Source organism: Streptomyces sp. WAC 01529 (assembly GCF_003945545.1).
Classification (GTDB): Bacteria; Actinomycetota; Actinomycetes; order Streptomycetales; family Streptomycetaceae; genus Streptomyces; species Streptomyces anatolicus.
In genome coordinates this window covers 3,766,597-3,791,065 of record NZ_CP029617.1, presented here as the reverse complement: position 1 = coordinate 3,791,065, position 24,469 = coordinate 3,766,597, and the positions used below count along the sequence as shown (strand labels likewise).

Sequence of the window (24,469 nt, the reverse complement as noted above, 5' to 3'; positions counted from 1 at the left end):
GTGCGTCAAGACCGGGTGAGCGGGTGAGCGGAGAGGGGTTGGCGCGTGGCTGCCGGCAAGGGCGAGGGCGCGGGCGGCGACGCGGGCACGGGGCTTTCCGCCGGTCTCGAAACTGCCTGGGGGTTGCGGGAGCGGCCGTCCAAGGGGCCGAGGCCCGGGCTCAGCCTGGACCGCATCGTCGATACGGGTATCCGGATCGCGGCCGCCGAGGGGATCGACGCGGTCTCCATGGGGCGGGTCGCCAAGGAACTCGGCGTCTCGACCATGTCCCTCTACCGGTACGTCTCCGCCAAGGACGATCTGTACGTCCTGATGCAGGACGCGGCGGCGGGCGCACCGCCGCCGCGGCCCGCCTCCGCGGCGGGGTGGCGGGCCGGGCTCGAGTGGTGGGCGCGGGAGCAGCGGGCCGTCTTCCGGCGGAACCTGTGGCTGCTGCGCATCCCCATCTCCTCGCCGCCCGCCTCGCCGGGTTCGCTGGAGTGGATGGAGCGGGGTCTTGAGGTCCTCGACGGCAGCGGGCTCGATGACGGCCGGAAGATCTCCGTGATGATGCTGGTCGGCGGTTACGTCCGCAACGAGGTCTCGCTCATGGCCGACCTCGACGCGGCGATGCGGGCGCAGGGGGTGGCGCCCGATGAGGTCATGCGGCGGTACGCGCGCACGGTCGACGCGTTGACCTCGGCTGACCCCGGGCGGTTTCCGGGGGTGCGGAGGCTGTTGGGGGCGGGGGTGCTTGATGTGCCGGACGCGGATGACGCGGAGTTCGAGTTCGGTCTGGGGCGGGTTCTGGACGGGGTGGCCGTGTTGGTGGAGGGGCGGGGCTGAGGTTCGCGGCCTGCCGGGTGGTGGGGGTGCAGTTCGCGCTGCCCGCCCTGCCTCGCTTGGTCGGTGCGGGGTAAACGGGTGGGTGGATGGGAAAGGTTCTTGCGTAGGTGCGGTGGGGGGGCGCCCTACGAGTACCGGGTGAGGCCCGAGCGGAGCTGCCCGTATGCCCTGTTCGCCGCGGCCACCGCGGAGGGCCAGACCTCCTCCGCACCCTCGCCGGAGGCGACCCGGCGCCAGTTCTCCTCCGCGAGGATCCGCTGGACGGCCACGATCTGGCCCGCGGCCAGCCTCGCTTCCAGGCGGTCGCCCTCGTGCGCCGCCGTCAACGCCTCGGCCAGCGCCTCCTCGGAGCGGTTCTGATAGCCGTGCAGGCGGGCCACGAGTGACGGGGTCGAGTAGAGGAGCTGGTGGAAGGCGAGGACCTCGGGGGCGTCGCAGAGGCCCGTCACCGGGTCGTGGCGTTCGAGGGCGTCCAGGAAGTGCCGTTGCAGCGCGTCCAGCGCGGCCCGCCTGGCCGGGCGGCCCGTGACCACGCGGGCCGCCTCGTCCTCGTGGTCGGCGAACCGGTGCAGGACCAGGTCCTCCTTGGTCGCGAAGTACCGGAAGAGGGTCGGCTTGGAGATCTCCGCCGCGGCGGCCACCTCCGCCACCGACACCTTCTCGAAGCCCCGCTCCAGGAAGAGCGCGATCGCCGTCTCGGAGATCGTCGTGTACCGCTGCCGCTTCTTGCGGCTCCGCAGGCCGCCGCCCGGCTCGGGGATCGTCTCGGAGGGCGTCATGGGCGTCGGCTCGTCTTCGGTCACGGGATGAGTGTAGGGGGTTCCGTTACCCGGTTAAGAACGTTACTCGGTATCAAATTTAACTCGGTTACATTATCGTGGGCGTATGGATACGGCAGAACCCCTCACCCTTGAACGCCGCTACCACGACGCCTGCCGCGCCGCCCTGACCGGCATGGTCGAAGGCGCCCAGGAGCAAGTCGTCGGAGGAGCAGACGTGTCCGCCTCCGGCGCCGACGCCGAGGTCCTCGGCTACCAGTTCCGCAGCCACGCCAAGGCCCTGCGCGAGCTGCCCGAAGCGCCCCTCTTCTTCGGCCGCCTCGACTTCGCCGCCGACGGGCCCCACGCGCGCGAGGCCGGCGACCACCGCGGGCAGCGCTATCACATAGGGCGCCTGCGCATCACCGAACACCCCTCCGCCCCGCCCCTCGTCGTCGACTGGCGCGCCCCCGTCTCCCGCGCCTTCTACCAGGCCGGCACCCGCGACCCGCAGGGCGTCGCCGTCCGCCGCCGGTTCGGCTGGGCCCCCGGCAGCAAGGGGGACTCCTCCGACCTCACCGGCATGGAGGACGAACACCTGATCGCGGGCGCGGACGCAGAGGCGCAGGCCCCCGGAGAAGGCCCCGGCAGCCTCATCGTCGCCGGGGAGATCGAGCGGCCCCGCGTCGGCCCCATGCGGGACATCGCCGCCACCATCCAGCCCGAGCAGGACGACCTCGTACGCGGTGAACTCACCGCGTCCGTCTGTGTGCAGGGCGCCCCCGGCACCGGCAAGACCGCAGTTGGCCTGCACCGCGCCGCGTACCTCCTCTACACCCACCCCCAGCGCGTACGCCGCTCCGGGCTGCTGATCCTCGGGCCCAACCGCACCTTCCTGCGCTACATCGCCGAGGTGCTGCCCTCCCTCGGCGAGACCGGCGTGCGCCAGTCCACCGTCCTCGACGAGGTCGGCCGGCATCCGGTGCGCGCCGAGGACGCCGAGGCCGCCGCGCTCGTCAAGCACGACGCCCGGATGGCCGAGGTGCTGCGCCGCGCGCTGTACTCCCGCGTCCGGGCGCCCGCCGACTCCCTCGCGGTGCCGGACGGGTCGTACCGGTGGCGGGTGTCGCGGGAGGAGCTGGAGCGGATCGTCGAGAGTGTGCGGGGCGAGGAGCCCTCGTACGCGGTGGGGCGCGAGCGGGTGCGGAGCCGGGTCGTGCGGGCCGTCCAGGTGCAGGCCGAGCGGCGGTCCGGGCCGCGGAACAACACCTGGGTGCAGAAGACCGGCCGGTCCCGCCCGCTGAGTGCCCTGGTCGACCAGGTGTGGCCCAGGGTCAGGGCCGACGAGGTGCTCGCGGGCCTGCTCGCCGACCCGGACGCGCTCGCCGCCGCGTCGGACGGCCTCCTCACGGCCGAGGAGCGGCGGGCGATCCTGTGGGCGAGGCCCCCGCGCTCGTACAAATCCGCGAAGTGGAGCCCCGCCGATCTGGTGCTGATGGACGAGATCGAGGGGCTTCTCGAACGGCCCGAGGGATACGGGCACATCGTCGTCGACGAGGCCCAGGACCTGTCGCCGATGGAGTGCCGGGCCATCGCGCGCCGCGCAGGCTTCGGTTCGCTGACCGTGCTCGGCGACCTCGCGCAGGCCACCACCCCTTGGGCGGCGCGAAGTTGGGGCGAACTGCTCGGCCACCTCGGCAAGCCGGACGCCACGGTGACCCCGCTGACGACCGGGTTCCGCGTGCCGAAGGCGATCGTCGGGCTCGCCAACCGGCTCCTCGCCCACCTCGACGTGGACGTACCGCCCGCCCGGTCGATGCGGGCGGACGGCGAGCTGCGCATCCGCCATGTGCGGACCGCACGAGATACGGGGGGTACGCGCGGCCTGCCCGAGGCGGTGCGCGCCGCCGTCGCCGAAACCGTGCGGGACGCGCTCGGGCGGGAGGGCTCGATCGGTGTCATCGCCGCCGACGCGCACACCGAGCCGCTGCGCGCGGCCCTCGACGCGGCCGGCATCGGGAGCGCGGGCCCCGACGAGCTGGGCGCGCGCGTGACCGTGCTGCCCGCCTCGCTCGCCAAGGGCCTGGAGTACGACCATGTCGTCGCCGTCGAACCGGCCGCGATCGCGGCGGCCGAGCGGCGCGGCCCGCACCGGCTGTACGTCGTGCTGACCCGGGCCGTCTCACGGCTCGACGTGGTGCACAGCGCGCCCCTGCCGTGGGAGGCACCGGCGGCACCTCAAGGGGAGGCACCGGCGGCCCCGTAGAAAGGCACCGCTCAGCGCTCCAGGACCGCCTCCATGACCGCCTTCGCGATCGGCGCTCCCAGCTTGCCGCCCGCGATCTCCGAGCGGGGGATGTCCATGTTGGAGGGGTCGACGAAGACGGCCACCGCGACCGGCGACTCGCCGTCGCCGTTCTTGGCGTACGACACGAACCAGGCGTACGGACGCTCGTCGTTGACGTCCGCGCCGTGCTGGGCCGTGCCGGTCTTGCCGCCGACCGTGACACCGTCGATCCGCGCCTTGTTCGCCGTGCCGTTCTCGACGGTGTTCTCCATCATGTCCTGCACCGCCTTCGCGGTGTCCTCGGAGACGGCCTGGTTCAGCTCGTGCGGCTCGGCCTTCTCGATCGTCGTCAGATCCGGGCCGCGCAACTCCTCGACGAGGTACGGCTTCATGACCCTGCCGTCGTTGGCGAGGCCGGCCGTGACCATCGCCATCTGGAGCGGGGTGCTGGTCAGGCTGCCCTGGCCCATGCCGGTCAGCGCGGTCTGCGGCTTGTCGAGCTTCTCGGGGTAGCTGCTGGCGACCGCGCGCACGGGAATGTACTGCTCCTCGTTGAAGCCGAACTGCTCGGCCGTCTGCCGCATCTTGTCCTTGCCGACCTTGAGCGCGATGTCGAGAAAGACGTTGTTGCAGGACCACTGCATGCCGGTCTTCATCGAGACGTCGTCGCAGTTGGCGTCGGGCACGTCGTTGCCGATGCGGGTGGAGCTGAGGGGGAGTTTGTACGGGGTCTTCGCGCCGGTCGGCTTGTCGACGTCCGTCACCACGCCGTGCTCCAGGGCGGCGGCCGCCGTGAGGATCTTGAAGGTGGAGCCGGGCGGGTAGATCTCGCGCAGGGCGCGGTTGCTCAGCGGCTTGTCCTTGCGCTCGCCGAGCCGTTCGAAGGCGCGTCCCTCCTCCGGCGAGATGCCCGCGAAGACCGACGGGTCGTACGAAGGGGTGCTGGCCAGGGCGAGCACCTTGCCGGTGCGCGGGTCGAGCGCGACCACCGCACCCTTGGCGTCGAGGTTCACCAGACCTTCGTAGGCGGCCTTCTGCGCCTTCGGGTCGATGGTCGTGATCACGTCGCCGCCCTGCTGCTTCTTGCCGGTCAGCATGTCCAGGGTGCGCTTGATGAAGAGGCGGTCGTCGTTGCCGCTGAGGATGCCGTTGTGGACGCCCTCCAGGAAGGTGGCGCCCTGCGCCTGCGAGAAGTAGCCCGTCACCGGCGCGTACATCGGGCCCTCCTTGAAGACCCGCTTGTACGCGAAGTCGGAGCCCGGCGTCTTCTTCGAGCCGGTGATGGACTTGCCGCCGACGATGATGTCGCCGCGGGGGTGGGAGAAGGCCTCGATCTGCACGCGGCGGTTCTTCTTGTGGTTCGACAGCTCGTCGTTCTCCGCGAACTGCACCCACGTCGCCCGCAGCAGCAGGGCGAGCGTGAGGATGCCGCAGAAGAGGGCTATGTGCCGCAGCGGACGGTTCATGGGTGGTGGCTCCCCCCGGTGCCGACGAATGAACCTTTCCCCTTCATCCTGTCGGCTTCCGCCGCGGCGCGGGGTGGATTCCGGGGGATCTACCGGCGCTCGGCGGCGCGCAGCGACTCGATCACGCTCGCGTAGCTGTCGGAGCCGTGGCCCGCGGCGGCGGCGCGCCCCATCGTCGCCTTGAGCACGTGGGGCAGGGAGTTGTCGATGCCGCGCGCGTGCGCGGCGTGGATGAGGTGGTCGATCGCGGCGATCTGTACGTCGATGGTGGCGTCGTCCCCCGGATAGCGCCCGGCGTCCACCTGGGGCGCGTACGCCGTGACGAAACCGGAGACGGCGCCGGTCAGCCAGCGCAGGGCGACCCGGGTGAAGTCGGTGGCCGTCGTCCCGTCGGAGGTCACCAGGGCGGTGCCGTGCAGCCAGCCCGTGAACGTGGCCCACATCAGGCCGAGCAGGGCGGCGTCGTACAGCGAGGCGAGACCCGGTTCCGCGCCGAGGTAGAGCGGGTCGCCGAGGACGGCGAGGGCCGGGCGGTGCGTCTCGAAGACGGCCTGCGAGCCGCTGTAGAGGAACATCATCGCGGGGTCGCCGACGCCCGGCGGGGTCGTCATGATGCCGCCGTCGAGGTAGCCCGCGCCGTGCGACGCGGCCCACGCCGCCATCTCCACGGCCTGCTCCGGGGAGCCGGAGGTGAGGTTGACCAGGGACTTCCCGGCGAGCCCGCCCGCCTCGGCCAGCGGATCGAGGACGGTGTGCAGCGCGTCGTAGTCGAGTACGCATACGAGTACGAGCCCGCCGGACCCGTCGGTTCCGCTCGCGGCGACGGCGTCCTCCGGGGTCGCCGCCACGTGCGCGCCGCGGTCGGCGAGGGGCTTCGCCTTCTGCGGGGAGCGGTTCCAGACGGTGGTGGGGTGGCCCTTGTCCAGGAGGGCGGCGGCGAGGGCGGAGCCCATGAGGCCGAGACCTACGACGGTGACGGGAGCGGGGGTCGGGGTCGGGGTCGGGGTAAGGGTGGCGGGGCTTGTTCCGGGGCGCTGTGTGTTCATGGGGATCACGCTCGCAGGGCGTGGCGGCCCTCGACAGTGACAGTGGTGACGGTGATCACCAAATTCCTGCCAGCCGTCGCGTCGCCGGGCGCCCCCGCCCTCGTACGCTCAAGGCATGAGCGCTGGTTCCGTCGCGGTGGTGGTGGCCGAGGAGATCGGGATCCCATCCTGGGATCTGTATGAACTGAGCATCCCCTTCACGGTCTTCGGGAAGCCGCAGCCCGATCTGTCCGACCACTGGTACGACCTGCGCCTGTGCGCGACGGGCGAACAGGGCGCGGGCGGCGCCGAGTTCGGGCTCGCGCTGCGCACCCCCTACGGGCTCGAAGGCCTCGCCGGGGCGGACACCGTCATCGTGACCTCCGTGCCGGACGCGTGCGTGGAGGAGGGCGCACCGCTGGCACCGGACCTCACCGAGGCGTTGCGCGCGGCCCATGCGGCGGGCGCCCGTATGGTCTCGCTGTGCACCGGCGCCTTCGCGCTCGCCGAAGCGGGCATCCTGGACGGCCGCAGGGCCACCGCGCACTGGATGCACACCGCCCAACTCGCCGCCCGTTACCCGAAGGTGACCGTCGACGACTCCGTCCTCTACGTGGACGACGGTTCCGTGCTGACCAGCGCGGGCCTGACCGCGGGCGTCGACCTCTGTCTGCACCTGGTGCGCCGCGACCTCGGCGCGCACGTCGCCAACCAGCTGGCGCGGCGCATGGTGGTGCCCGCCCACCGGCCAGGCGGCCAGGCCCAGTTCATCGACCTGTCCGTGCCCGAGGCGGACGACGCGGGGCTCGGTCCGGTACTGGAGTGGGCCCGCGCGCACCTGGACCGGCCGCTGACCGTCGACGACCTGGCGCGCCGGGCCGCGATGAGCCCGCGCACCTTCTACCGCCGCCTCCACGCGTCCACCGGCACGACCCCGCTCCGGTGGCTGCTCAACCAGCGTCTGGCGCGGGCGCAGAGCCTCCTTGAGTCCACCGACCTGCCCGTGGAGAGGGTGGGCGAGCTGAGCGGCCTCGGCACGGCCAACAACCTCCGCCACCACTTCCTCAAGCAGGTCGGGGTGGCGCCGGGGGAGTACCGCCGGTCCTTCTTCAGCCAGGCTTCGCTTAGGCGATGAGTGAGCGGCCGGTGGGTGCCAGCCGGAGCAGGTGAGCCGCCGCCGACTGCTCCCGCTCCAGGCCCGGCAGGATCTCGTCCCGTACGAGGGGGAGGGCCTCCAGGGCGGCGAGGTGCTGCCGGTGGGCGTGCTCGTCGGGGTACGGGGTGAGGAGTACGGCGACGTTCTCGCCGGTGCGGACCGGCAGCCTGGTGAACGTGTTGGGCGCGGGCTCGGTGATCAGGAGGGCGAGCGGCGCGGGCCCGGTCCGCCGGAGCGCGGGGAGCAGGCCGTCCCGGATCAGCGCGATGCCGTCCTGTCGGCCGGGCGGGAAGGACCAGATGGTGGCCGATACGAACCGGTCGGGTGCCGGGGCTCCGACCGGGGGCCGGGCGGGGAGGGCGCCGGGAAGACTCGGATCGGTCGCCGTGGCGCGCAGAAGGAGCACGTCGTCGGAGTCGGCCATGGTGTCGTTGGCCCGCGGGCCGTGCTCGGCCCAGACGGGTCCGCCGTAGAAGTCCGTGAGCGCGCGGTGGCGCGTCTCCATGTCCCGGAACCCGCGCAACCAGACGAAGCGGTCCGGATCGTCGAGATCCCGGAACTGGCCGAGCACACGCGCCCCGACGGCTTCCTGGGTCTCGACGAGCTCCCGGTCGAACAGCTCGATGAGTTCGTCGCGTCTGCCGGGGCGCAGGGTGTACTGCCGAAGCTCGAAAACGGGCATGAAGGGCTCCTGTGCGGTCGGGGCGGGGCGGGGCGGCGCGGACCGACGATAGGAGAGCCGTGTGACAGCCGCTGTCAGGGTTTCCGAAGGAGAATGCCCGCATGTCCGCCAGCCGCCTGCTCTCGGTGCTCCTGCTGCTGCAATCGCGGGGCCGCCTCTCCGCCCGGGCCATCGCCGACGAGCTGAACGTGTCCGTGCGCACCGCCTACCGTGACCTGGTGCGGCTCCAGTCCGCGGGGGTCCCGGTCTACGCGGAGCCCGGCCGCGGGGGCGGCTACCAACTGCTCGACGGCTACCGCACCCGCCTGACCGGGATGACCGAGGGCGAGGCGCGGGCACTGTTCTTCGCCGGGCTGCCCGGTCCGGCCGCCGACCTGGGGCTCGCGTCCGAGGTGACGGCCGCCCGGCTGAAGCTGCTCGCCGCGCTGCCGACCGGGTTGCGGGAGGAGGCGGCGCGGGTGGCGACCGTCTTCCACCTGGATGCCCCCGGCTGGTACCGGGAGCCCGAACAGACCCCGTACCTCCCCGTGTTCGTGGACGCGGTGCTCACCCGGCGCGCGGTGGACGTGCGCTACCGCCGCTGGCGCGCCCCGCAGGAGGTGAGCCGCCGCCTCCGCCCCTACGGCCTGGTCCTCAAGTCCGGCACCTGGTACCTCGTGGCCGCCACGGAGAAGGGACCCGCGACCTACCGCGTCACCCAGATCCTGGACGCGGCACCCGCCGACGAACGCTTCGACCGCCCGCCGGACTTCGACCTGGCCGCGTACTGGGCCTCGTACCTCGCCGACTTCCAGGCCCGCCGCTACACCGGCACGGCCACCATCCGCCTGTCCTCGCGAGGGCGCCGCCGCCTGCCGGACAACGTCCCCCCGGAGGTGGTGCGTTCGGTGGAGTCCACCGCGACCGCTCCCGACGGCGAGGGATGGGTCGAGGCGGTCATCCCCACCGAGGGCATCGAGCACGCGTGCGGCGAACTGCTGCGACTCGGCGCGGACGTCGAGGTCATCGCCCCGCCGGAGCTGCGCCGGGCCATGGCCGCCACGGTGACCACCCTTGCCAAGACCTACGGATTTCCCTGACGTCAGCGGACCTCGGGCCCGCTCAGCGGTGGCCGAGCCCGAGCAGCTCCACCATCCGGGTCGCGCCGTCGCCACCGTGGCCCCGTGCGATGACACGGCGGGCCAGGCCCTCGGCGGCGCGCATCACGCCCGCCTCGATGCCGTGGGCCTCGGAGGCGTGGATGACGTGGGCCATCGTCGAGGCCGCCGACGTGATCGGGTTCCCCTCGCCCGAGAAGGTGCCGTCGTCCACCTCCCCGGCGGCCTCCTCGAAGATCGGCGGCAGGATCGCGCCGATGCCCTTGGCGAACGGGGCCAGCTCCCGCGCCGAGACGCCCTCCGCCCTCGCCAGCGCCAGGGCGTGCATGTACCCGGTCATCGCGGTCCAGAAGATGTCGAGCAGCGCGATGTCGTACGCCGCCGCCCGCCCGATCTCCTCACCGAGGTGGGTGTGCGTGCCGCCCAGCGCGTCGAGGACGGGGCGATGACGCTCGTACAGCTCGGCGGGACCGCTGTGGAGGAAGACGCCGTCCGGTGTGCCGATGACGTCGGTCGGCGTCATGATCGCCCCGTCCAGGTACGGGATGCCGTGCTCGGCGGCCCAGCGCCCGGTGTCCCGCGCGCGGTCGGGTGTGTCGGCGCTGAGGTTCACCAGGGTGCGTCCCTTGAGCGCGGTGGTGACGGCGGCCGGTCGCAGCAGTGCGTCCGAGGCGTCGTAATTGACCACGCAGACGACGGTCAGCGGACTCGCCGTGACGGCCTCTTCGAGCGTACGAGCGCCGAGCGCGCCCCGCTCGATCAGCTCGGCGTCCCGCCCCGGCGTACGGTTCCAGACAGTGGTCCGCACCCCGGCCGCCAGGAAAGCGGTGGCGAGGGCCCGGCCCATCGGTCCCAGACCGAGAACGGTGACGGCAGACTGGGGGACGTACGAAGACATCGGTCAACTCCCTTGTGGGCATGGCGAATCGGCCGGCGACCGCCGGTCAGCGGCTTGCTGCCGGCGGCCTGCGGCGTGGAGGAATGGCGCAGTGATGAGGATGGAGAGGGATCAGAGATGACGCGCAGCCGTGCCCAGGACCCGAACGTGTGCGGGGTGACCGCCGCGATCGCCGTGATCGACGGCAAGTGGAAGACCGCGCTGCTGTGGCCGCTCGAAAAGGGCCCGCACCGTCCCGGTGAGATGCTGCGGCTGCTGCCGGGGCTCACCGAGAAGGTGCTGACTCAGGCGCTGCGCGAGATGGAGGCCGACGGGCTCGTGCACCGGGAGGTGTACGACGTACGGCCGTTGAAGACGGTCTACTCCCTCACGGAGTTCGGCCGCGACCTCTGCGAGGCGCTGGCCCCTCTGGCGGACTGGGGCCACCGCCGCCTGGACAGGCTCGCCGGGCGGGAGCCGGTGTCCCAGCCCGAGTCCAGGGCGGATTCCGTCCTGTCACAAGCGTCCTGACGCTTCGTCATCGGGCTCCCCTTCCGTGCGTTGCGGCGTGGTCACCAGGTTGGCCCGAGAAGGGCGGCACGCCAAGTACCCACAAAAAAGTGGCTACCCACCCGTGACGACGTCGGCGACCACGCAGCTGACGTTGTCGGGGCCGCCGGAGCCGTTGGCCAGGGCGATGAGTTCGCGTACCGCCTGATCGGGATCGCCGGCCCTCGTGATCACCTGCCGGATCTCCTCGGTGGGCACCACGGCACTCAGCCCGTCGGAGCAGAGCAGATAGCGGTCGCCGGGCCGGGCCTCCTGAAGCCGCAGGTCGGCGGTGGTCTCACCGGTGCCGAGGGCGCGGATGAGCAGCGCCCGCTGGGGGTGCGACGCGGCCTCCTCGGGGCTGAGGCGGCCCTCGTCGACCATCGACTGCACCAGGGTGTGGTCGTGGGTGACCTGGAACAGTTCGCCGTCCCGCAGGAGGTAGGCGCGGGTGTCGCCGATGTGGACGAGGGCGAGTCGCGAGCCGGTCCAGAGCATCGCGGTGAGTGTGGTGCCGGCCTCACGCGGCGACGGCGACGGCGACAGCGATGACGTATCGGAGACGGGATCGGAGCCGGAGCGGGAAGCGGCGCCGTCGGCGGCGGCTTCGCGTACGGCCGAGGCGGCCTGTTCGACGGCGTCCTCAAGGGCGTTGAGGAGCTGGCCCGCCGGGATGCCCTCGGTTTCGAGGCGCTTGAGCGCGTCGATGGCGGCGGCCCCGGCGGGCGCCCCGCCGGGCCCGTAACCGTCGGCGACGGCGAGCAGGCGGGCGCCCGCGTAGGCGGTGTCCTGGTTGCTCTCGCGGACCAGGCCGGTGTCGGACAGCGCGGCGTAACGGATCTCCAGCGGTTCGGCGATCGGGGTCATGGCGGGGTCCTCCCTGGACAGGTGGTCGACGAGGAAGGCGGCCAGATCCCGCCGGGCGGCGGTGTCGGCCTCGACCCGGGCCCAGAACGCGCGGATCTCCTGGGCGGCGCCCGCCGCGTCCAGCGTCCCGACGTGCCGGATGCGGGCCAGCGGCATGCCGAGCCGCCGCAGCCAGGCCACGAGCCGGGCCCGCGCGAGCTGCTCGGGCACGTAGAGCCGGTAGCCGGTGACCGGGTCGACGCGGGCGGGGGTCAGCAGCCCCAGCTCGTCGTAGAGCCGCAGCGCCTTCGGTGACAGCCGGGACGCCTTCGCGAACGCCCCGATGGTCAGCAACCCCATTGCCCGCCCCTGCCCTCCTCGTGCCGGGCACGCTGCCCGGCGCCGGACTGTCCGCCCGGCCCCACCGATGCTGCGGCCTCACCCAAGGTGAAGGTCAACTGGGCTGGTTGAAGCGGATCATGTTCCCGGCCGGGTCGCGGAAGGCGCAGTCCCGTACGCCGTACGGCTGGTCCATCGGCTCCTGGAGGACGTCACCGCCCGCGGCGCGGATCCGCTCGAACAGGGCGTCGACGTCATCGGTCCGGAAGATGACGCCGCGCAGATGACCCTTGGCCATCAGCTCGGCCATCGCCTGCCGGTCGGACTCCGTGGCGTTCGGGTCCGCGAGCGGGGGTTCGAGGACGATCTCCACGCCGGGCTGCGTGGGCGAGCCGACGGTCACCCAGCGCATGCCCTCGAACCCGACGTCGTTGCGCACCTCCAGGCCGAGTACGTCGCGGTAGAAGGCGAGCGCCTTGTCGTGGTCGTCGACGGCGATGAAGCACTGTGCGAGGTTGATTTCCATGCCCACCACGCTAGGCAGGGCCAGGCGGTTTCGCTTCTCCGTTCCTGACCGGCCGGGTGTAGATCTTGGCGAGGCAGGCCGGGATCCCGGCGCCCGTTCCATGATCGCGGGCCCGGTACGCGCTCGGGCTCTCCCCGACGATCTCGGTGAACCGCGAGCTGAAGGACCCCAGTGACGTACAGCCCACCGCCATGCACACGTCGGTGACGCTCAGATCGCCCCGCCGGAGCAGCGCCTTGGCCCGCTCGATGCGGCGGGTCATGAGGTAGCTGTACGGAGTCTGGCCGTAGGCGGCACGGAAACTGCGCGAGAAGTGCCCCGGGGACATGAGGGCGTCGCGCGCGAGAGCGGGGACGTCCAGCGGCTGCGCGTAGTCACGGTCCATGCGGTCGCGGGCCTGCCGCAGCCGGACGAGATCGGGGAGGGACACCACACGTAAAACGCTACACACACGGTTGTACGCATGCCTGCGCACACGGCCGCACACATGACGAAGGCAAGGAGGTTTCCCGCTCCTTGCCACTCTCAACTTATAGCGCACAGGGGGGCTTGCGGCAAGGCCCCTGGCGTGCCGCAGAATGACCGGCCAAGGCCAGGACCTGCATAAATGGCGAACTCGTTGAATGGGCGTAGTGATGATTGACGTAATCGTGGTCGGCGGCGGACCGACCGGTTTGATGCTCGCCGGCGAGTTGCGGCTGCACGGTGTACAGGTGGTCGTGCTGGAGAAGCTGACCGAGCAGACCGGGCAGTCCCGCGGGCAGGGCCTGCACGCGCGCAGCGTCGAGCTGATGGACCAGCGCGGCCTGCTGGAGCACTTCCTCGCCGTCAGCGAGAAGTTCCAGGTCGGCGGCCTCTTCGGCGGTGTGGCCAAGCCGTGGCCGGAAGGGATGGACACGGCGCATCCGTACGGTGTCGCCGCCCCGCAGCCGGTCACCGAGCGGATCCTCGACGAGCACGCCGTCGCCGTCGGTACGGAGATCCGCCGCGGCACCGAAGTGGTCGGGCTGAGCCAGGACGAGGACGGGGTGAGCGTCGAGCTGGCGGACGGCACGCGGCTGCGCGCGCGCTACCTCGTCGGGTGCGACGGCGGCCGCAGCACGGTGCGCAAGCAGCTCGGCGTCGACTTCCCCGGGGAGCCCGCCAAGGTCGAGACGATGCTGGGCGAGATGGAGCTGACCGAGGCGCCGGAGGCGATCGCCGCCGCCGTCGCGGAGGTCAACAAGACCCAACTGCGGTTCGGCGCCCACCCCCTCGGGGACGGGTGGTACCGCGTCATCGTGCCCGCCGACGGGGTGTCCGAGGACCGCGCGGCGCCGACGCTCGACGAGTTCAAGGAGCGGCTGCGGGCCTGGGCGGGCACGGACTTCGGCGCGCGTTCGCCGCGCTGGCTCTCCCGGTTCGGCGACGCGACCCGGCAGGCCGAGCGGTACCGCGTGGGCCGGGTGCTGCTGGCGGGCGACGCGGCGCACATCCACCCGCCGACCGGCGGGCAGGGCCTCAACCTCGGTGTGCAGGACGCGTTCAACCTCGGCTGGAAGCTGGCCGCCGCGGTCAACGGCTGGGCTCCGGAAGGGCTCCTGGACACCTACCACGCCGAACGGCACCCGGTGGGGGCCGCCGTGCTCGCCAACACGCGCGCGCAGATCACGCTGCTCGGCACGGATCCGGGTGCGACCGCGCTGCGGGAGCTGTTCTCGAAGCTGATGGACTTCGAGGAGGTCAACCGGTACATGACCGGGATCATCACCGCGGTCGACGTCCGCTACGACTTCGGCGCGGGCCACGAACTCCTCGGCCGCCGGCTGCGGGACGTACAGCTGAAGCAGGGCCGCCTCTACGAACTGATGCGCACCGGCCGCGGCCTGCTGCTCGACCGGACCGGCACGCTGTCGGTCGCGGGCTGGGAGGACCGGGTCGAGCATGTCGTGGACGTCAGCGAGGAGTTGGGCGAGCCGGGCGAGCCGGGTGGGCGGAACGCGCTGGACGAGCTGGGCGTCCGCGCGGTGCTGCTGCGGCCGGACGGCCACGTGGCGTGGGTCGGCGAGGACCAGCGGGACCTGCTCGACCACCTGCCGACGTGGTTCGGCGCGGCGGCGGCCTGACATCAGCTCTTGACGGCCTCGGCGATCCGTTGGGCGGCCTGGGCGGGCGTGAGGTGCGTGGTGTCGACGACTTCGGCGGCACCGTGCAGCCACGTCCAAGCCGCCTCGGCGTAGGGCTCCAGGTAGGCGAGACGGAACGCGGAGGGCCCGAGGACGGTGTCCCCTTCAATGCGCCCGCGAAGGGTCTCCTGGTCGGCGTGGAGCACGAAGTGCCGTACGGGAATGCCGTGTTGGCCGAGCCCGGTACTGATCTCGCGCCAGTACTCCTCGACCAGGACGGTCATGGGCATCACCAGCGTGCCGCCGGTGTAGTCGAGCACGCGCCGAGCGGTCTCGACGACGAGCGGCCGCCACGGCGGCCAGTGCTGGAAGTTGCCCGTCCAGGGCAGCGGCGGCGTGATGTCCATGAGCGTCTCGCCGACCTTCTCGGCGTCGAACACCCGTGAATCGGGCAGCAGTTGCCGCACGAGCGCACTGGTCGTCGTCTTGCCCGCGCCGTGGGTGCCGTTGAGCCATACGATCATGGGCTGACGGTAGCGTCCGCGGCGCTGTTTCAGGCGGCGACCCGGAGTTCCTCGCGGGTTCGCCGGACGAACTCGCGGACGGCCGGTTCGCGGCACCATGGGGCGAGGGCGGTGTTGAATTCACGGACGTAGTCCGTGGCCCGGGTGGACTGCACGCGGGCGAGGATGTCGACGCTTCGGTTGCCGAGTTCGAGGCCGCGGTCGAGGTCGCGGGCCTGGAGGTGGGCGGTACCGACGATGGCGAGCCGCATGCCGACGGATCGGGTGAACACCCCGGTCGGCATCGTGGTGGCCTGCTGGTTCCAGGCCAGGGCGGCCTTGGGGTTTCTCGGATCGCGGAAGATCTCGGCGGCGTCCGCGGAGAGCCGGGAGTGCGTATAGAAGTCGATCCACGCGGGCTCCTCACGATTGTCGTTCCCGGCCTGTCCCAGTAGGTCCCTGGAGGCTTTCAGGGCCCGCGAGGCGGCATTCGGGTCGTTCTCACGGGCGTGCGCGCGGGCCCTCGCGGCACACTCGACGCCGACTCCTGGCGCGAAGCCGGCTGGACCTTCCGGGCCCTCGGGCGCCCTTGAACGGAACGGGCAGAGCTGTCATGTCCCGTCTCGGTAGAAGTGGGCCATCGCGAGGCGGTGACCTGAGCATCGGGCTGCTGCGGCTATGCGTCATCGCTGCGATGGTGGGCCTGCCAGAGGCGTCTGAGGGCTTCGAGTTCGGTTCGTGGGAAGTGTTCGCCCCACTTGCCCCGATAGCCGCTCTCGCCATAGGCCCGCGCGACCTCGTCGAAGCAACGGATCACAGAGCGGGCGAGCTGGTCGATGTCGAGCCGGCGGGACCAGATCTCGGTCCCCTTGTTGTCGTGATCGCTGCCGTGCCGCAGTTCCAGCACGCGGGTCCAACTGTCCACGCCTTCGCGGTAGAAGAGCCACCGGTAGGCCGTCGGCTCGGCCTCGAACTGGGCACGGGTCTCCGTCTCGCCCGCGACGAGCCGGGCCACCGCGGTCAGGAGTTCCTCGGGCGCACTGGTGATGTAGGACGCGGTGAGTTCGGCCTTTGCCTGGTGGTCTTCAAGGGTGCAGTCGGCCCACCCGGTTCCCGTCAGCGTCCAGGTGAGGCGCATGCCGGATGTCACTGATGCGCCTCGGTGAGGAAGGCGCGGACATCGGCCGCCAGGGAAGTCATCTGCTCGCCGGCCTCCAGCCAGGTGGTCACCGAGGCGCCCCACCCGCCTGCGTCCTGCGTCCAGGGCCGCAAGGCCCAGGTCAGCCCCACGTGGCCGCCGGACCGGAAGACCGCTGACACCGTCAGGTCGTGGTCGAGGGTCTGCCAGTTCCGCTCGCCGTCCCAACCCCGGTAGTCGGCGGCGAGTTCGTCCAGGAACACGGTGAGACCGCTGTCCCAGATCCAGGCGACGACCTCGTTGACGCGAGCGGTCAGACCAGGGGCCCGTAGTTCGACGGCATAGTGCACGGAGTCCGCGTCGAAGCTGAACCGGTCGCAGAACGTCACGCCGACGGACGCGTTGTCCTGGCAGCGGACGGTCACGCCGGTCTCGTCGTCAGTACCGACGTCTGGGGTGCTCATGGGCGGAACGCTAGGTCAGCAGGCCGTTCGACGTCACTTGGATTCGTTGTCGGTGGCGGGGAGAACGGCTTCGGCAGTGGCACGGACGCGCTCCATAGTGATGCCGGTCCGCTGTTCGGCTGCGCGAGGGTGGCCCCGGGAGAACATCGGGCACCGAGTGGCGTGGCGCACTTTTGCAAGCAGGTGCTTGCAAGAGTTAGCAAGGGTGGCGCACCATCGAGGCATGGCATCACTGAACGTCGGCAATCTCGGCGAGTACCTGCGCGAGCAGCGGCGCAACGCGCAGCTGTCGCTCAGGCAGCTCGCCGATGCCGCCGGGGTGTCCAATCCGTATCTGAGCCAGATCGAGCGCGGCCTGCGCAAGCCGAGCGCCGAGGTGTTGCAGCAGGTCGCCAAGGCGCTGCGGATCTCCGCCGAGACGCTGTACGTAAGGGCCGGGATCCTCGACGAGAAGGAGCGGGACGAGCTGGAGACGCGCGCCGTCATCCTCGCCGACCCCTCCATCAACGAGCGCCAGAAGCAGGTGCTGTTGCAGATCTACGAGTCGTTCCGCAAGGAGAACGGCTTCGAGAGTGCGTCGTACGCGGATGACGCGGCGTACGTGGACGCGGACAGGGACACCGAGAGCGCTGACGGCCCGCGCACGGCCGACGGCAGCGATGCCGGCCCGAAGCAGACACCCCCAAGCTGAACCAGCTGACGCGATTCCGGGAGGACCATCGTCATGGCCATCACCGATGACCTGCGCAAGACCCTCACCAACACCACCCCCGCATACTTCGTCGCCGGGTCCGCGGACCTCGCCTTCCAGCAGGCGAAGAAGGTGCCGGGCATCGTCGAGCAGCTGATCGCCGAGGCGCCGTCGCGCTTCGAGGCGGTGCGCAACACCGACCCCAAGGACGTCCAGGACAAGGCCGCCGCCCGCGCCAAGGAGGCGCAGGAGACGATCCAGGCCAAGGTCACAGAGGTGCTCGGCACCATCGACACCGACCTGAAGAAGCTCGGTGAGACCGCCCAGGACCTCGCGCTGCGCGGTGTCGGCGTCGCCGCCGAGCTGGCCGTCAAGGCGCGCGAGAAGTACGACGAGGTCGCCGAGCACGGCGAGCAGGCCGTGAAGGCCTGGCGCGGCGAGGCCGCCGAGGAGATCCTCGACCTGGCCGAGACGGTCGAGCCGGACGCGGACCCCAAGCCCACCGCTACCGCGGCGGAGCCCAAGGTCGTCGTGGCCTCCGAGCCGACCGGCGTGACCACCGCCCCGGCGAAGAAGCCCGTCGCCAAGAAGGCGCCGGCCCGCAAGACGGCGACGTCGACGTCGACATCGACGACGACCACGGCTGCCAAGAAGACGCCGCCCGCCAAGTAGCGGCCCGCCGAGCAGTAGTACCTGCTGGGACAAGTGGCTTCGGGGCGGGCACTCGTGGAGTGTCCGCCCCGTTGACGGGGTAGCGGGGTACCGTGGCCGCGTAATGAAGAGCCGAGACTGGTGGTGGACGTTGTGCTGATGCAGGGGTTCGCGAACTTCATGTGGCTGCTGTCGCTGGCCCTGATCGTGTTCAGCGGATTCGCGCTCATCGACGCCGCCGTCCGGCGCGAGGACGCCTATCGGGCCGCGGACAAGAAGACCAAGCCGTTCTGGCTGATCATCCTCGGGCTCGCCTTCGTGGTGAACCTGATCTTCAACATCCTGTCGTTCCTGCCGATCATCGGCCTCATCGCCACCATCGTCTACATGGTGGACGTGCGGCCCGCGCTCCGGCAGATCACCGGTGGCGGCGGTCGCCGGGGCGGCTCCAGCAGCGACGGGCCTTACGGGCCGTACAACGGCGGGCGGTAGACCCCCCCCGGGTGGGCGGGCCCTACGTCTGGCCGCGGCCGCCCGGTGTCCGGTCCAGGAGCAGGACCGCCACGTCGTCCGTCAGATCGCCGCCGTTGAGGTCCCGCACCTCGTTCACGGCGGCTTCGAGCAGTTCGTCGCCCTGGAGACCCGAGGCGATCTGGCGGCGGACCATCTCCACCATGCCCTCCTGGCCCAGGCGCTCCTTGCCCTGGCCGATCCGGCCCTCGATCAGGCCGTCCGTGTAGAGCATCAGGCTCCACTTCCCGCCCAGCTCCACCTGCCGACGCGGCCAGCGGGCGCGCGGCAGCAGGCCGAGGGCCGGGCCCCCGTCCTCGTAGGGCAGGAGTTCGGCGAGGCGGCCCTCGCGGGCGATCAGCGGCGACGGGTGTCCGGCCAGGCAGAGCCCGGCGCGGCGGCCGTCGGGGGCGATGTCGACCGTGCAGAGCGTCGCGAAGATCTCGTCGTCCGCGCGCTCGTGCTCCAGGACCTTCTGGAGGGTGGAGAGCAGTTCGTCGCCGCACAGGCCCGCGAAGGTCAGCGCGCGCCAGGCGATCCGCAGCTCCACGCCGAGCGCGGCCTCGTCGGGGCCGTGGCCGCAGACGTCGCCGATCATGACGTGCACGGAGCCGTCGGGCGTGCGCACGGTGTCGTAGAAGTCGCCGCCGAGCAGCGCGCGGGAGCGGCCGGGGCGATAGCGGGCGGCGAACCGCAGCGGCGAGCCGTCCAGGAGCGGCGTGGGCAGCAGGCCGCGCTCCAGGCGGGCGTTCTCCTGGGCGCGCAGCCGTGACTCGGTCAGCTGGCGCTGGGCGACATCGGCGCGCTTGCGCTCCACCGCGTACCGGATGGCGCGGCTCAGGAGCCGTTCGTCCAGCTCGTCCCGGAGGAGGTAGTCCTGGGCGCCGACACGCACGGCCTCGGCGCCCAGCTCGGAGTCGTCGTTGGCGGTGAGCGCGAGGACGGCGTGCCGGGGCGCGAGGCGCAGTACGTGCTTGAGGGCGGCCAGCTCGTCCACGTCCGCGTCCGCCTCGGGGGCGGCGAGGGCGGCGGGCCCGGGGGCGGCGGGGGTGGCGGGGACGGTCAGGGCGAGGTCGAGCAGGATGCAGTGCACGTCGTCCGTGAGCAGCCGCTCGGCCTCGGTGAGGTTGCGGGCGGTGCGGATACGGATGGGCTTGCCCGCCGGGTCGAGGAGCGCGGGGACGCTGAGCGCCCCTGAGGGGTCGTCCTCGATCACCAGCAGGCTGAGGGCGGGGCTGGAGCCGGTGCCGGGGCCGAGGGGCCTGGTACCGGTGGTGGCGCCAAAGTGCCCAGTCCTGGTGCCGGAGAGCCCGGTGCTGGTGCCGGAGCCGGAACGCCCCGCGCCGGAGCCAGCGCCCGCGCCGGAGCCGAGACGCCCCGCGCCGGAGCCGAGACGCCCCGCGCCGGAGCCGGAAAGCCCCGCGCCAGCTCCTGCGCCCGCGCCGGAGGCGCCGGAGACTCCGCTGCCGTCGGTGGTCGTGTGGTGCGCGGGCACCCCCGGATCGTGGCGGGGCGCCGCGTGAGCCTGACCGCCTTCCGCGGCCGGGATCTCTCTCTGCCGCGGTATGGGTACGGGCATCGCTTGGTTTCCTTCCCTCCCCCCGAGGGCATGGCACCACGCAGGTCGACGCGGCACCGACGGGGACCTTAGCGGTAGCCGAGCCTCCAGTGGAATGCCGCGCGGCGCACGGCCACCGTCATATGCCGCATCCAGGAACGCAATTGGGCACGGCACGGTCCCACCCGGATGACGAACATCACGCCCCGGGGGTTGAGCGGGGGCCCGGGGCGTGCACTGGGTCACACGCCCCGCCGCTGACGCCCGCCCCCGCGCCGTACCGCTACTTGTCGGGCCGTACGACCCCGAGGATCTTCATCGAGCCCGCCCCCGCGATCGTCACGTCCCGGCCCGGCCGCGGCGCGTGCACGATCGCGCCGTCGCCCAGATATATGCCGACGTGGCTCGCGTCCGCGTGGTAGATGATCAGGTCACCGGGGCGCATGTTCTCCACGGCGACGTGCGGCAGCCGCTTCCACTGCTCCTGCGAGGTCCGCGGGATGCCGCGCCCGGCCTTCGCCCAGGCCTTCGACGTGAGCCCCGAGCAGTCGTACGAACCCGGGCCCTCTGCGCCCCACACGTACGGCTTGCCGATCTGGGCCGTGGCGAACTCGATCGCCTTCTTGCCCTGTGGCGTGGCCTTGCCGCCGATGTCATCGAGGATGCCCGAACTCACCCACGCCGACTGCTTCTTGAGGGCCGCTTCCTCCTCCAGCTTCCGCAGCCGGTCCCGCTCCTTCTTCTCCAGTCTCGATTCGAGCTTCTCCGCGTCCGCGATCTTCTTCTTGATCTTCTTCTTCGACGCGGCCTTCGCCTTGCGGTTGGCTTCCAGCTTCTTCCAGCGGGCCGTGGCGTCCTTGGCGTAGATCCGCAGGTCGTCCTGGGTCCTGTCCAGCTCCGTCAGCATGCTCTTGGTGGCCTTCTCGCCCTGCCGGATGCGCCCCGCGCCGTCCAGGAACTGGCCCGGGTCGTCGCTGAGCATCAGCCGGGCCTCGTCCGGCAGCCCGCCGCCGCGGTACTGCGCGCGGGCCGCGGCGCCCGCCCGCGCCTTGAGCTTCTTCAGCTTCGCCTCGCCCTTGGCGATGTCCTTGGCCAGCTTCACGATCTGCTCGGACTGCTTGTCGGCCTTCTCCTCGGCCGCGTTGTACGCGTCCGTCGCCACGCCCGCGTCGTGGTACAGCTTCTCGATCTCCTTGCGGACCTTCTCAAGTGACGCATCCGACGGTGGCGTCGGCGCCGCGGGGCTGGAAGGGGGAGAAGGGCTCGCGTACGCCGCTCCCGGCGCGGTCATCACCACGGCCGCGCAGATCAGCGCCACGGTCGCCGCCGTCGAGTATCGCCTGCCGGTCACGCCCCGCCACCCCCATAGCTGATTTACCGTCAGTAACATCTGGTCGTCCACGGGATGGTGCCACGCCGACGCCCAATGCGACAGAGTCCGACAGCAAACTCCGATCCCCCGTCCGCCACATCTGACGAACGGCGTGCGGCGTCCGTTCCCCGCAGGTCAGAGCCTCAGGGTGCTCTCCGGGTGGGGCCTTCGGGTGGCGTAGGGGTTCACCCCGAGTGTCCTCCGAATGGACTCGGGGTTCACCCGAGCCGCGGCGCCAACGCCTCCCAGAGCACCGTCACTTCCCCCTGCCGCCACCGCGAACTCCCGTCGAGGACGGGCCAGTCGGCGCCCAGGTCCCGTACCGCCCTGATCCACCGCTGCCGCGCCCCGTACGACGCGTACGGCGCCGCGGCCGCCCAGGCCCGGTCGAAGTCGCGTAGGAACGCGTGTACGGGCTCGCCCGGCACGTTCCGGTGGATCAGCGCCTTCGGCAGCCGCTCGGCGAGGTCGGAGGGGCGTTCCAGGGAGCCGAGCCGCGCCGCGAACGTCACCGTGCGCGGCCCCTCGGGCCCGAGCGCGACCCACACGTGCCGCCGCCCGATCTCGTCGCACGTGCCCTCGACGAGCAGCCCGCCGGGGGCGAGCCGCGCGCACAGCCGCTCCCAGACGGCGGCGACCTGCTCCTCGTCGTACTGCCGCAGGACGTTCGCGGCGCGGATCAGGGCCGGACTGCCCGCCAGCGGCACCTCGAAGCCGCCGTGCCGGAAGGTCAGCCCCTCGCGCTCGTACGGCTTCGCCGCCGCGACCCGCGCCGGGTCGATCTCGACGCCGACCACGCGCGCGTGGGGAGCGACGGTACGCAGCCGGAGCAGCAGTTCTACGGCGGTCCAGGGCGAGGCGCCGTAGCCGAGGTCGACGGCCACCGGATCGGGGGAGCGGCGCAGGGCGGCGCCGTGCGTGGCGGCGATCCAGCGGTCCATGCGGCGCAGCCGGTTGGGGTTCGTGGTCCCGCGCGTCACCGTTCCCACGGGGCGGGAAGGGGTGCGTGGGGCCATAGGGAGAGGGTATGCGGGCGAGGCGGTTGAGAGACGCCGGGTAACACTTTGGCAAAAAGGGAGAGTGGGGGAGCGGGGCGGAAATGGAGCAACGGCTTCCGGTGTTCACCCACTGGAGGTACGTACGCCCTCCCCGTCGTCATGCCCGTACGCAAGGAGGACCGCCACGTGAGCCAGTACGTGTCCAGGCTCGGGCGTCGCTCCCCGGCGGCACCCTCCCGACTCCGCATCCCCGGCACCCACCGGCGCCCGCGCCGCGTGGCGATGCTGAGCGTGCACACCTCGCCGCTGCACCAGCCCGGCACGGGCGACGCGGGCGGCATGAACGTCTACATCGTCGAGCTGGCCAGGCGCCTCGCCGCGATCAACATCGAGGTCGAGATCTTCACGCGGGCCACCACGGGCGCCCTCCCGCCGAGCGTGCAGCTGGCGCCCGGCGTCCTCGTGCGCCACGTCGACGCGGGGCCCTACGAAGGCCTCGCCAAGGAAGAGCTGCCGGCCCAGCTCTGCGCCTTCACGCACGGCGTGATGCAGGCCTGGGCTGGCCACCGGCCCGGCTACTACGACCTGGTCCACTCCCACTACTGGCTCTCCGGCCACGTCGGCTGGCTCGCCGCCGAGCGCTGGGGCGTGCCCCTCGTCCACGCCATGCACACCATGGCCAAGGTCAAGAACGCCGCGCTCGCCGAGGGCGACACTCCGGAGCCCGCCGCCCGCGTCATCGGCGAGACGCAGATAGTCCGCGCCGCCGACCGCCTCATCGCCAACACCTCCGAAGAGGCCGACGAACTCATCCGCCACTACGAAGCCGACGCCGGCAAGGTCGCCGTCGTCCACCCCGGCGTCAACCTCGACCGCTTCCGCCCCGCCGACGGGCGCGCCGCGGCCCGCCACCGCCTGGGGCTCCCGCAGGACGCCCTGATCCCCCTCTTCGCGGGCCGCATCCAGCCCCTGAAGGCCCCTGACGTGCTGCTCCGCGCGGTCGCCGTGCTCCTGGACGAGCGGCCCGCCCTCCGTTCGAACATCGTCGTGCCCATCGTGGGCGGCCCGAGCGGCAGCGGCCTCGCGAAGCCGGAAGGCCTCCAGAAGCTCGCCGCCAAGCTGGGGATCGCGGATGTGGTGCGCTTCCAGCCGCCGGTGGGCCAGGAGCAGCTCGCGGACTGGTTCCGGGCGGCGTCCGTCCTCGTGATGCCCTCCTACAGCGAGTCCTTCGGTCTGGTCGCCATCGAGGCACAGGCGGCCGGTACGCCGGTCCTCGCGGCCTCGGTGGGCGGCCTGCCCGTCGCCGTACGCGACGAGACGACGGGCTTCTTGATCTCCGGCCACGAACCGGCCCACTACGCGCGCGTGCTGCGCGATTTCGCCGACCATCCACAGCTTGTGGACCGCATGGGGGCGGCGGCGGCCCGGCACGCGCAGTCCTTCGGCTGGGACACGGCGGCGTCCGCCACGGCGGACGTCTACACCGCGGCCATGCACGATTTCCGCAGTTCTCGCCGTCACGTACGCTCGCACCATGGCTGAGCAGGCAGACCCCGCGACGACGATCATCGAGCGGACCCTGGACGACGCCGAGCTGGAGTGGGAGGCGCCCGAGCCCGGCGCGTACGTGGTGAAGCTGCCGGGTACGCGCAAGCTCTCGACCACGCTCTCGCTCCGGGTCGGCAAGCACTCGCTCTCCCTCAACGCGTTCGTGATCCGCCACCCCGACGAGAACCACGAGGCGGTGCACCGCTGGCTCCTCGAACGCAACCTCCGCCTCTACGGCGTGAGTTACGCGATCGACTCGCTCGGCGACATCTACCTCGCGGGCAAACTGCCGCTCGCCGCGGTCACCGCCGCCGAGCTGGACCGGCTCCTCGGCTCGGTCCTCTCCGCCGCCGACGACTCCTTCAACACACTCCTCGAACTGGGCTTCGCGTCGGCGATCCGCAAGGAGTACGAGTGGCGGGTCTCGCGGGGGGAGTCGACGCGGAACCTCGACGCGTTCACCCACTTGACCCAGCCGAAGGACTGACCCGGCGTCAG

The 24,469-nt window shown here is 71.7% G+C and carries 26 protein-coding genes; 11 read left to right on the top strand and 15 right to left on the bottom strand.

Annotated elements, in window-relative coordinates; all coding sequences use genetic code 11:
- Positions 1 to 45: 45 nt before the first annotated feature.
- Positions 46 to 825, top strand: coding sequence for a TetR/AcrR family transcriptional regulator (locus DMA15_RS16930; RefSeq protein WP_125513659.1), 780 nt, complete (start codon positions 46 to 48; stop codon positions 823 to 825).
- 125 nt (positions 826 to 950) lie between these two features.
- On the opposite strand, the gene DMA15_RS16925 is transcribed toward DMA15_RS16930, so the two are convergent.
- Positions 951 to 1,604 (bottom strand): TetR/AcrR family transcriptional regulator, encoded by a 654-nt coding sequence (locus DMA15_RS16925; RefSeq protein ID WP_125517839.1) that lies wholly within the window; start codon positions 1,602 to 1,604, stop codon positions 951 to 953.
- Positions 1,605 to 1,710: 106 nt separating this feature from the next.
- Between DMA15_RS16925 and DMA15_RS16920 the strand changes: the two genes are divergently transcribed.
- Complete coding sequence (locus DMA15_RS16920; protein ID WP_125513658.1) at positions 1,711 to 3,849, top strand: AAA family ATPase; 2,139 nt, start codon at positions 1,711 to 1,713, stop codon at positions 3,847 to 3,849.
- A gap of 11 nt (positions 3,850 to 3,860) precedes the next feature.
- On the opposite strand, the gene DMA15_RS16915 is transcribed toward DMA15_RS16920, so the two are convergent.
- Positions 3,861 to 5,336: a penicillin-binding protein 2 gene (locus tag DMA15_RS16915; RefSeq protein WP_125513657.1), complete on the bottom strand. Its 1,476-nt coding sequence runs from the start codon at positions 5,334 to 5,336 to the stop codon at positions 3,861 to 3,863.
- An 89-nt stretch (positions 5,337 to 5,425) separates the two neighbouring features.
- Positions 5,426 to 6,382, bottom strand: coding sequence for an NAD(P)-binding domain-containing protein (locus DMA15_RS16910; protein ID WP_125513656.1), 957 nt, complete (start codon positions 6,380 to 6,382; stop codon positions 5,426 to 5,428).
- Positions 6,383 to 6,497: 115 nt separating this feature from the next.
- Between DMA15_RS16910 and DMA15_RS16905 the strand changes: the two genes are divergently transcribed.
- Positions 6,498 to 7,496, top strand: coding sequence for a helix-turn-helix domain-containing protein (locus DMA15_RS16905; RefSeq protein WP_125513655.1), 999 nt, complete (start codon positions 6,498 to 6,500; stop codon positions 7,494 to 7,496).
- Here DMA15_RS16905 and DMA15_RS16900 read toward each other — a convergent pair.
- Positions 7,486 to 8,199, bottom strand: coding sequence for an NIPSNAP family protein (locus DMA15_RS16900; RefSeq protein ID WP_125513654.1), 714 nt, complete (start codon positions 8,197 to 8,199; stop codon positions 7,486 to 7,488). The genes DMA15_RS16905 and DMA15_RS16900 overlap by 11 nt on opposite strands.
- A 101-nt stretch (positions 8,200 to 8,300) precedes the next feature.
- Here DMA15_RS16900 and DMA15_RS16895 point away from each other — a divergent pair, with 101 nt between their 5' ends.
- Entirely contained in the window at positions 8,301 to 9,278 is a 978-nt protein-coding gene (locus DMA15_RS16895) for a WYL domain-containing protein (protein WP_125513653.1), read from the top strand.
- Between the two features lie 22 nt (positions 9,279 to 9,300).
- On the opposite strand, the gene DMA15_RS16890 is transcribed toward DMA15_RS16895, so the two are convergent.
- Positions 9,301 to 10,194 carry an NAD(P)-binding domain-containing protein gene (locus DMA15_RS16890; protein ID WP_125513652.1) on the bottom strand — a complete coding sequence of 298 codons (894 nt, stop codon included), beginning with the start codon at positions 10,192 to 10,194 and terminating at the stop codon, positions 9,301 to 9,303.
- A gap of 117 nt (positions 10,195 to 10,311) precedes the next feature.
- Between DMA15_RS16890 and DMA15_RS16885 the strand changes: the two genes are divergently transcribed.
- Positions 10,312 to 10,704 carry a helix-turn-helix domain-containing protein gene (locus tag DMA15_RS16885; protein WP_125513651.1) on the top strand — a complete coding sequence of 131 codons (393 nt, stop codon included), beginning with the start codon at positions 10,312 to 10,314 and terminating at the stop codon, positions 10,702 to 10,704.
- Positions 10,705 to 10,797: 93 nt separating this feature from the next.
- Here the strand turns inward: DMA15_RS16885 and DMA15_RS16880 are convergent, their stop codons facing one another.
- From DMA15_RS16880 to DMA15_RS16870, 3 genes are all read right to left on the bottom strand, one after another.
- The gene (locus tag DMA15_RS16880; protein WP_125513650.1) at positions 10,798 to 11,928 is read right to left on the bottom strand and encodes a MerR family transcriptional regulator; all 1,131 of its coding nucleotides are present in this window, start codon (positions 11,926 to 11,928) and stop codon (positions 10,798 to 10,800) included.
- Between the two features lie 94 nt (positions 11,929 to 12,022).
- A complete protein-coding gene (locus DMA15_RS16875) occupies positions 12,023 to 12,433 on the bottom strand; it encodes a VOC family protein (RefSeq protein ID WP_125513649.1) in 411 nt (136 codons plus the stop codon).
- A gap of 10 nt (positions 12,434 to 12,443) precedes the next feature.
- Entirely contained in the window at positions 12,444 to 12,863 is a 420-nt protein-coding gene (locus tag DMA15_RS16870; RefSeq protein ID WP_206302937.1) for a helix-turn-helix transcriptional regulator, read from the bottom strand.
- A 205-nt stretch (positions 12,864 to 13,068) separates the two neighbouring features.
- Between DMA15_RS16870 and rox the strand changes: the two genes are divergently transcribed.
- A complete protein-coding gene (gene rox / locus DMA15_RS16865) occupies positions 13,069 to 14,538 on the top strand; it encodes a rifampin monooxygenase (RefSeq protein ID WP_125517837.1) in 1,470 nt (489 codons plus the stop codon).
- Positions 14,539 to 14,540: 2 nt separating this feature from the next.
- On the opposite strand, the gene DMA15_RS16860 is transcribed toward rox, so the two are convergent.
- The 4 genes from DMA15_RS16860 to DMA15_RS16845 all read right to left on the bottom strand — a co-directional run bounded on the left by DMA15_RS16860 (position 14,541) and on the right by DMA15_RS16845 (position 16,643).
- Positions 14,541 to 15,062 (bottom strand): ATP-binding protein, encoded by a 522-nt coding sequence (locus DMA15_RS16860; protein ID WP_125513648.1) that lies wholly within the window; start codon positions 15,060 to 15,062, stop codon positions 14,541 to 14,543.
- A gap of 29 nt (positions 15,063 to 15,091) precedes the next feature.
- Positions 15,092 to 15,334 carry a hypothetical protein gene (locus DMA15_RS37500; protein ID WP_240659829.1) on the bottom strand — a complete coding sequence of 81 codons (243 nt, stop codon included), beginning with the start codon at positions 15,332 to 15,334 and terminating at the stop codon, positions 15,092 to 15,094.
- Between the two features lie 383 nt (positions 15,335 to 15,717).
- Positions 15,718 to 16,191: a hypothetical protein gene (locus tag DMA15_RS16850; protein ID WP_206302748.1), complete on the bottom strand. Its 474-nt coding sequence runs from the start codon at positions 16,189 to 16,191 to the stop codon at positions 15,718 to 15,720.
- Positions 16,188 to 16,643, bottom strand: coding sequence for a DUF6228 family protein (locus DMA15_RS16845; protein ID WP_164551772.1), 456 nt, complete (start codon positions 16,641 to 16,643; stop codon positions 16,188 to 16,190). Before DMA15_RS16845 ends, DMA15_RS16850 begins: the two co-directional genes overlap by 4 nt.
- A gap of 223 nt (positions 16,644 to 16,866) precedes the next feature.
- Between DMA15_RS16845 and DMA15_RS16840 the strand changes: the two genes are divergently transcribed.
- The 3 genes from DMA15_RS16840 to DMA15_RS16830 all read left to right on the top strand — a co-directional run bounded on the left by DMA15_RS16840 (position 16,867) and on the right by DMA15_RS16830 (position 18,477).
- A complete protein-coding gene (locus DMA15_RS16840) occupies positions 16,867 to 17,334 on the top strand; it encodes a helix-turn-helix transcriptional regulator (protein ID WP_125513647.1) in 468 nt (155 codons plus the stop codon).
- A gap of 33 nt (positions 17,335 to 17,367) precedes the next feature.
- Complete coding sequence (locus DMA15_RS16835; RefSeq protein ID WP_125513646.1) at positions 17,368 to 18,006, top strand: hypothetical protein; 639 nt, start codon at positions 17,368 to 17,370, stop codon at positions 18,004 to 18,006.
- Between the two features lie 138 nt (positions 18,007 to 18,144).
- Positions 18,145 to 18,477, top strand: a complete 333-nt coding sequence (locus DMA15_RS16830) for a DUF2516 family protein (RefSeq protein ID WP_206302746.1) — start codon at positions 18,145 to 18,147, stop codon at positions 18,475 to 18,477.
- Positions 18,478 to 18,499: 22 nt separating this feature from the next.
- Here the strand turns inward: DMA15_RS16830 and DMA15_RS16825 are convergent, their stop codons facing one another.
- The 3 genes from DMA15_RS16825 to DMA15_RS16815 form a co-directional block, all read right to left on the bottom strand.
- Positions 18,500 to 20,074: a fused response regulator/phosphatase gene (locus tag DMA15_RS16825; RefSeq protein WP_125517833.1), complete on the bottom strand. Its 1,575-nt coding sequence runs from the start codon at positions 20,072 to 20,074 to the stop codon at positions 18,500 to 18,502.
- 262 nt (positions 20,075 to 20,336) lie between these two features.
- Positions 20,337 to 21,443: a C40 family peptidase gene (locus DMA15_RS16820; RefSeq protein ID WP_125513645.1), complete on the bottom strand. Its 1,107-nt coding sequence runs from the start codon at positions 21,441 to 21,443 to the stop codon at positions 20,337 to 20,339.
- 200 nt (positions 21,444 to 21,643) lie between these two features.
- A complete protein-coding gene (locus DMA15_RS16815; RefSeq protein ID WP_125513644.1) occupies positions 21,644 to 22,441 on the bottom strand; it encodes a class I SAM-dependent methyltransferase in 798 nt (265 codons plus the stop codon).
- 168 nt (positions 22,442 to 22,609) lie between these two features.
- Here DMA15_RS16815 and mshA point away from each other — a divergent pair, with 168 nt between their 5' ends.
- The gene (gene mshA, locus DMA15_RS16810; protein ID WP_125513642.1) at positions 22,610 to 23,965 is read left to right on the top strand and encodes a D-inositol-3-phosphate glycosyltransferase; all 1,356 of its coding nucleotides are present in this window, start codon (positions 22,610 to 22,612) and stop codon (positions 23,963 to 23,965) included.
- Complete coding sequence (locus DMA15_RS16805; RefSeq protein WP_125513640.1) at positions 23,958 to 24,458, top strand: YbjN domain-containing protein; 501 nt, start codon at positions 23,958 to 23,960, stop codon at positions 24,456 to 24,458. The genes mshA and DMA15_RS16805 overlap by 8 nt, the downstream gene beginning before the upstream one ends.
- Positions 24,459 to 24,469: the final 11 nt, after the last annotated feature.